The sequence below is a fragment of the Lactonifactor longoviformis DSM 17459 genome (assembly GCF_900129135.1).
Lineage (GTDB): Bacteria > Bacillota > Clostridia > Lachnospirales > Lachnospiraceae > Lactonifactor > Lactonifactor longoviformis.
Genome location: NZ_FQVI01000057.1, coordinates 1 through 5,893, shown reverse-complemented (window position 1 = coordinate 5,893; position 5,893 = coordinate 1). Strand labels below are relative to the sequence as shown.

12 protein-coding genes are annotated in these 5,893 nt (G+C 43.8%); all 12 read left to right on the top strand.

The window, feature by feature from the left end; all coding sequences use genetic code 11:
• Nucleotides 1-140 precede the first annotated feature (140 nt).
• Nucleotides 141-344, top strand: coding sequence for an Acb2/Tad1 domain-containing protein (locus tag BUA56_RS22110; protein WP_072854916.1), 204 nt, complete (start codon nucleotides 141-143; stop codon nucleotides 342-344).
• A gap of 14 nt (nucleotides 345-358) precedes the next feature.
• Nucleotides 359-745, top strand: a complete 387-nt coding sequence (locus BUA56_RS22105; protein ID WP_072854915.1) for a hypothetical protein — start codon at nucleotides 359-361, stop codon at nucleotides 743-745.
• Nucleotides 746-778: 33 nt separating this feature from the next.
• The gene (locus tag BUA56_RS22100) at nucleotides 779-1,492 is read left to right on the top strand and encodes a hypothetical protein (protein WP_072854914.1); all 714 of its coding nucleotides are present in this window, start codon (nucleotides 779-781) and stop codon (nucleotides 1,490-1,492) included.
• 56 nt (nucleotides 1,493-1,548) lie between these two features.
• On the top strand, nucleotides 1,549-1,866 hold the full coding sequence (locus BUA56_RS22095) for a hypothetical protein (protein ID WP_072854913.1): 318 nt from the start codon (nucleotides 1,549-1,551) through the stop codon (nucleotides 1,864-1,866).
• Nucleotides 1,859-2,284 (top strand): single-stranded DNA-binding protein, encoded by a 426-nt coding sequence (locus BUA56_RS22090; RefSeq protein ID WP_072854912.1) that lies wholly within the window; start codon nucleotides 1,859-1,861, stop codon nucleotides 2,282-2,284. Before BUA56_RS22095 ends, BUA56_RS22090 begins: the two co-directional genes overlap by 8 nt.
• Nucleotides 2,285-2,299: 15 nt before the next feature.
• Complete coding sequence (locus BUA56_RS22085) at nucleotides 2,300-2,701, top strand: hypothetical protein (RefSeq protein WP_072854911.1); 402 nt, start codon at nucleotides 2,300-2,302, stop codon at nucleotides 2,699-2,701.
• A complete protein-coding gene (locus BUA56_RS22080) occupies nucleotides 2,685-3,218 on the top strand; it encodes an ERCC4 domain-containing protein (protein ID WP_072854910.1) in 534 nt (177 codons plus the stop codon). The genes BUA56_RS22085 and BUA56_RS22080 overlap by 17 nt, the downstream gene beginning before the upstream one ends.
• Before the next feature lies 1 nt (nucleotide 3,219).
• A complete protein-coding gene (locus BUA56_RS22075; RefSeq protein WP_072854909.1) occupies nucleotides 3,220-3,579 on the top strand; it encodes a hypothetical protein in 360 nt (119 codons plus the stop codon).
• A 58-nt stretch (nucleotides 3,580-3,637) separates the two neighbouring features.
• Nucleotides 3,638-3,955 carry a hypothetical protein gene (locus BUA56_RS22070; protein WP_072854908.1) on the top strand — a complete coding sequence of 106 codons (318 nt, stop codon included), beginning with the start codon at nucleotides 3,638-3,640 and terminating at the stop codon, nucleotides 3,953-3,955.
• Entirely contained in the window at nucleotides 3,945-4,502 is a 558-nt protein-coding gene (locus BUA56_RS22065) for a CHC2 zinc finger domain-containing protein (protein ID WP_072854907.1), read from the top strand. Before BUA56_RS22070 ends, BUA56_RS22065 begins: the two co-directional genes overlap by 11 nt.
• A complete protein-coding gene (locus BUA56_RS22060; RefSeq protein ID WP_072854906.1) occupies nucleotides 4,495-4,905 on the top strand; it encodes a hypothetical protein in 411 nt (136 codons plus the stop codon). The genes BUA56_RS22065 and BUA56_RS22060 overlap by 8 nt, the downstream gene beginning before the upstream one ends.
• The coding region (locus BUA56_RS22055; RefSeq protein WP_139249524.1) for a hypothetical protein at nucleotides 4,906-5,893 on the top strand (988 nt) is incomplete at its 3' end.

Here is a 5,893-nt window from a genome sequence, read left to right as displayed (position 1 = left end):
TAGGAGAACTGATCGTATTGGGTGTAGAGGTGATTTTAAGAGTTGATTTGGATTGCTTTAACCACGGAAAAATAAAGTGGGAAGTTAAAGAGAAATAATACAACAATTTTGACCGATTTTAAATATACAAGGAGACCACCATGAATAATCAAATTGAAAATAATTTTATGTATCATGCACCGAAAGCATACCAGCAGGAGAAATACGAAGCAATCCGTGCAAAAGCAAAGGAACTGGCGTATCTGATTGATGAGGAATGTCCGCCTAGTCGGGAAAAGTCCCTTGCTATGACAAAACTTGAGGAGTCTGTTATGTGGGCAAATGCAGCTGTAGCACGAAATTAAGGAGGAAGAATACCATGGCACTTAATATTGATTTAGAAAACTTTGCTGGTGGCGAACTGGCGGAAAAATTCGAGGATGCAATGGAGAAAGTCATTGCAAATATGATGGACCCGAACACTCCATATAAGAATAAGCGGAAAATCACTATTAATTTGTCGCTTGAGCAAAATGAGGACAGAAGCGATGTGGCGATAGACTGCGTAGTTAAAACTACACTTGCCCCTGTAAAATCTGCAACCACCAGAATGTCTATCGGGAAAGATTTGCTTACAGGAGAGCTTTTCGCTGAAGAGTATGGCTCTGCTATTCGGGGGCAGGCGAGGATGGAAGACTATGCCGACGAAAAAGGAAACTATTCCATAGAACAGAAAAAAGAAGCATCACAGCAAATTATTTATTAATTATTAATTATTAAGAAAGCAGAGGTATAAACCATGATTAAAGAAGCATTACAGTACATCGTAGGATTACAGCAGCCAAAGATTATTGAGAGCGGAGACAGCCGTTACACAGACGTGAACCTGAGAAGAATTGACGAGGAACTTCGGGCAGATGCTATCGAGATGACGACTCTGTCAGGACTGATTGAGTACATAAAAGCTGGTGTAGATGATATGGCGGACAGTATGCTGGTGCAGGTGGTTTCTCCAACTGAAGTCAGATTAATTTCACAGTTGGATTTTGACCGGAAACGTGAGTGTTTGGTGGCAGTCAAGGCAGATATTCCGGAGTTCGCTTATGGGAAATTTATTGATTCCGAGGCGTTCTTGATTGGTGTGCGTTCCAAATTTATTCAGAATGATGGAGCTGAAGCTATTTTGAAATTTGCCGGTACGGTGGAGAGCGGTACAGTTGCCAAGTACGGTGATGATGGTGTGTCACAGTCAGCAATAGTGAAAAAGGGTGTCGCAAGCAAAGAAGAAAGGCTAGTTCCTAATCCCGTAAAACTTCGTCCTTATCGCACATTTACAGAGGTAAAGCAGCCGGAATCTGAATTTGTATTCCGCATGAAAGATGACAGCATGAGTGTATATTGTGCGCTGTTCGAAGCTGATGGCGGAGCCTGGAAACGCGAGGCAATGAAAAACATTAAGGAGCATCTGGAGATTGAATTGGCCGAGCTTCCGAGGTTCACGGTGATTTCATAAATATAAATGTATCGGCTGTCCTTTGAGGGCAGCCGGGAATTGTAGGAGGTACAACAATGAAATTATATAGGTTTTACATAGACGCAGGAAAGCTTCAGAAAGAAATTCTGGATGTAGAGGAAAAGCCAAAGTCCTACACAATAACTGGATGTGACTGGCGCAAAAGAATTGCCAAGGATGATATTGGGGCGGTTGACTGCCGTAAGAGGGTGCATCTACTGGAAGACGATAAGAAAAAGGCTATTGATATACTCATGGATTACTACTCTGATGAGAAATGCAGACATGATAGATATCATGAAGAGCAAATAAAAAGATTTCATGAGATTTTTAATGCATTACATATAGCCGGAAAGGAGGCTACCAATGAATAAAGTGGTTTTGATGGGACGCCTCACCAGAGATCCGGATGTGAGATACTCCCAAGGCGATAACCCCATTGCCATAGCAAGATATACTCTGGCGGTTGACCGCCGCTTCAGGAGAGATGGAGAGGCTACCGCAGATTTTATAAGTTGTCTGTGCTTTGGTAAAGCGGCCGAATTTACAGAGAAGTATTTGAGGCAGGGAACCAAAATGACTGTATGTGGTCGAATCCAAACTGGAAGCTACACCAATAAGGAGGGGCAGAAGGTCTATACCACAGAGGTTGTAGTTGAAGAGCAGGAATTTGCGGAGAGTAAGGCATCGAATGAAGGACATGGTACGGCACAACAAAGCACGCCAGTTCCTGGAGCGGATGGGTTTGTGAATTTACCTGACGACATTGATGAAGATCTTCCTTTCAATTGATAAGGCGGTGACAGTATGACAAAACAATCTGAATGCAAGCCTTCGGAAATCATTGAAGACTTTATAAACCTCATTGCGAAAAGTCATGAAGAATATGAGACAAATATAAGCATTGCAAAAGGCTATGATAGCAAGACAATCACTTGGATTCATGATTTTGAAACAGCAAATGACTATGATGAGCGCTGCAAATTAGCAACGGCACTTCATAAGGAAAGGGAAATTCGCCGAAAACATAAAGACCGAGCCAAACTTTTCCAGAAAATCCATGAATTTGCGGGACAGGAACGAAACAAGCAGGTTTTAAAAAGCCTTAAATGGCTATTAAGCGAGCAAAGGAAACAGGAGGAATACCTGGAGAGTGACCGGGAATTTAAACATAGGGTAGGTGATGATGGCAATGGTGATACAAATTGACAGCCGAGAAAAGGCGCGGGCAATTAAGAAAATTGAGGCGGAATTTGACCGGCAAGGAATACAGCATCCAGTTTCGAAATTGTTGGTGGGAGATTATATGAACTACGACAATCCCCGCCTGATTGTTGACCGCAAGCAGAATCTCACAGAAGTCTGCGGTAACCTCACCCAGCAGCATGAGCGGTTTCGCCGGGAGGCAGTGAAAGCACAGGAACTGGGAATAAAACTCATTATCCTGGTGGAAGATGGTCTGAAAATAAAATCTCTTTCAGATGTAGAAAATTGGGTGAATCCTCGGCGCTGGCAGTATTGCAAAAAGCATGGAATACCCACCAAAGGGGATGTCGAGGCTGAAATCGCTGAATTTGTCCGGGCAGGAGGCCAGAAACCTCCTACGCCTGGCCCACAGCTTGCCAAAACTATGCGCACCATGTCGGAAGACTATGGTATTATCTGGGAATTTTGTGATAAGCGGCATACCGGGCAGCGGATTATAGAGTTACTGGGAGGCAACTAATATGAGGAGAAACTATACAGTATATGCCGTGGATTTTGACGGTACGCTCTGCGAAAGCGTATATCCCGGTATCGGTGCACCAAATATAGTCCTAATTTCCCATTTGATTAAGCGCAGGGAACAGGGAAATAAAATCATCTTAAATACCTGCCGTGAAGGAAGACGCCTGCAGGAGGCAGTTGATTGGTGTGCGGATTTCGGACTGGGATTTGATGCAATCAACGAGAATTTGCCAGAGCTGATTGAGTTTTGGGGGCATGACTGTCGGAAGATTGCAGCGGATGTTTACATAGATGATAAGGCAGTAAATAAGCCCAAGTATCATGTTCCTTATAGGAGTGATCTGTTTGCGAAGACCTGATAATTGTTGTCATCCTGATTGTTTTTCCTGTCCCTATCCGGACTGTATGTGGGACGGGATGGAAATACAAGATTACCAAGATACTACTATTGACGATTTAAACCATCCAGTTGCTCAAAGCATATTGAAAGCTCGTGCCAGAGCAAATCGGTATGCGGAAAAGCACAGAGAAGAAATCCGTGTCTATAGCCTTAAATGGTATTATGATCACCACGAGGAACAGAAAGACAGAGGAAGAAAATGGGCGCATGATAATAAGGACAGAATAGCCGCCGCAAAGAGAAAGCGCTGGGCGGAGAACCCAGAATATTATAGGCAGAAACAAAGAGAATACAGGGCCAGAAAAAAGAAAGAGAGGGAAGCTGATGCTACGTGATGAAGATATTGAATTGGTGAAGTCTGAAGTGAATATGCGGATGCTGGCGGAGCATTTTGGCATCCACGTCAATAGGGCGGGGCAGGCGCTTTGCCCTTTCCATGAGGATAAGCGCCCTAGCTTAAAAGTACATAGCGGCTATCTTGACCATGATGGATATTACTGCTGGGCCTGTGGTGCAGGGGGGACAATTTTTAATTTTGTTATGGATTACTGTAATCTGGATTTTGAGGCCGCCGTGAAATATGTGGCGGCTGCATTTGGAATCAGGATTACAGAGGAACAGGAGTTATCACCGGAAGAAAAATCGAAAATAGCCCACCAACATCGGATGAGGGAGCTAAATGCAGAGCTTGACACTATGTATCTCAAAGCATTGTCGGCGCTGGCAGAGAAAATACAGTTTTACGAGAATTTAAAACAGGTAGTTGAGCCTTTTGAGGGTCTATTTTGCTGGCTTTGTAATCAGCTCCCGGTGCTACAGTGGCAATGGGAGGAACTGTATGAGGAAATATATGGGCAGAAGGGAATGATGCGGCATGGATGAGAAAAAAATATATGCAGTCTATGTGGATTTATTGAGACTTCACAAAGAATTTTACGGGGTCATAGCTTTTTACAACGAGAGAGAAGCTTTTATCCAGAGGCTTAACTTAATCAATTCCAAACACAACTCCTGTTTCTGCTACAACATGTGTGAGGCGCTGCGAAAATGGCTATGGAGGGGAAGGGCGGGGCTGGATTCTGGAAGCGTTTCAAAATATTATGCCGATTTGTGGCGTTTCCATCACGAATATTTGGGGAAAGTAAAAACGGATGAGGACTATGAAAAAATCTGCAATGAATCCCATGTGCTTTTTTCTAAGTATAATTTCGAGGAGTGCAAGGACATGATTCTGGCAATCGTAGCAGATTTGGACGTAAACAAAAAACAGCAAGCAGGTGCATAAATGAGTAGGAAAAGGACCAATGGAAACCCAAGGGGGTCGGCAGAAAAAACAAATAATGAAGAGAATCTCAGGGATTCCGCTGGTCGCGAGATAAAAACCGTCGGAAATCCGATATGGGAATCAGGAAATACATATGTGGCTGCCAGGGGTGAGAAATCTCCAAAGGAAATCACCAATTTTGTCATGCGTCCGGTAAATGGTATTCAGAGTGACAATGCCTATTTAATGGACATTGAGTTCACTATGGCAAGCGGACAGGTTTTTGAAAGTCAACTCGACAGTTCTGTGTTCGCTGGAGCACAGGCGTTTAAGAAAGCCATCAAAAAAATTGGTGGAATCGACATGGTGTTCTCCGGGACAGAGGATGACCTTGCAAATATCCAGAAGTACATGACCAATAAATACCGGGATTACAACCATTGTTTGGGTATTAACTATGTTGGACTGTATCAGATGGATGGAGAATGGGTGTACGTTGGGACGGACGGGGCCATAGACCGAAAGGGCAAGCCTATTGATAGCGTGGTGTCGATTTTGGAGGACAACGAGGCGTTACGTTCAGGGATATCCGAATCAGCCATGATTAAAAAATCAGAGCTACAAGAAATATCAGGGGATTTATTCCGATTTAACACCTTTGAGCGCACAGTTAATATCCTTGGATGGGTGGGGGCCTGCTTCTTGAAGGAGCGGCTCCGCCAGAGAAAAATAAAGCTTTCTCACTTGGTTATTGCTGGTGGGGCTGGATCCGGAAAATCTGAGACATTGGAGAAAATCATCCAGCCTATATTTGGGCTACAAGGCAGCGGAATTGGTTGTAGCGGCATTACAAAGTTTTCCACTCTGAAATCCACCAGCAGCACCAATCTCCTTCCGGTCATTTTTGAGGAGTACAAGCCCCACAAACTCAGCAAAATCGAGTTGGATTTGATATCCGGTACGCTACGTAGCACCTATGATTACCAGACCAGTCAACGTGGACGGGCTG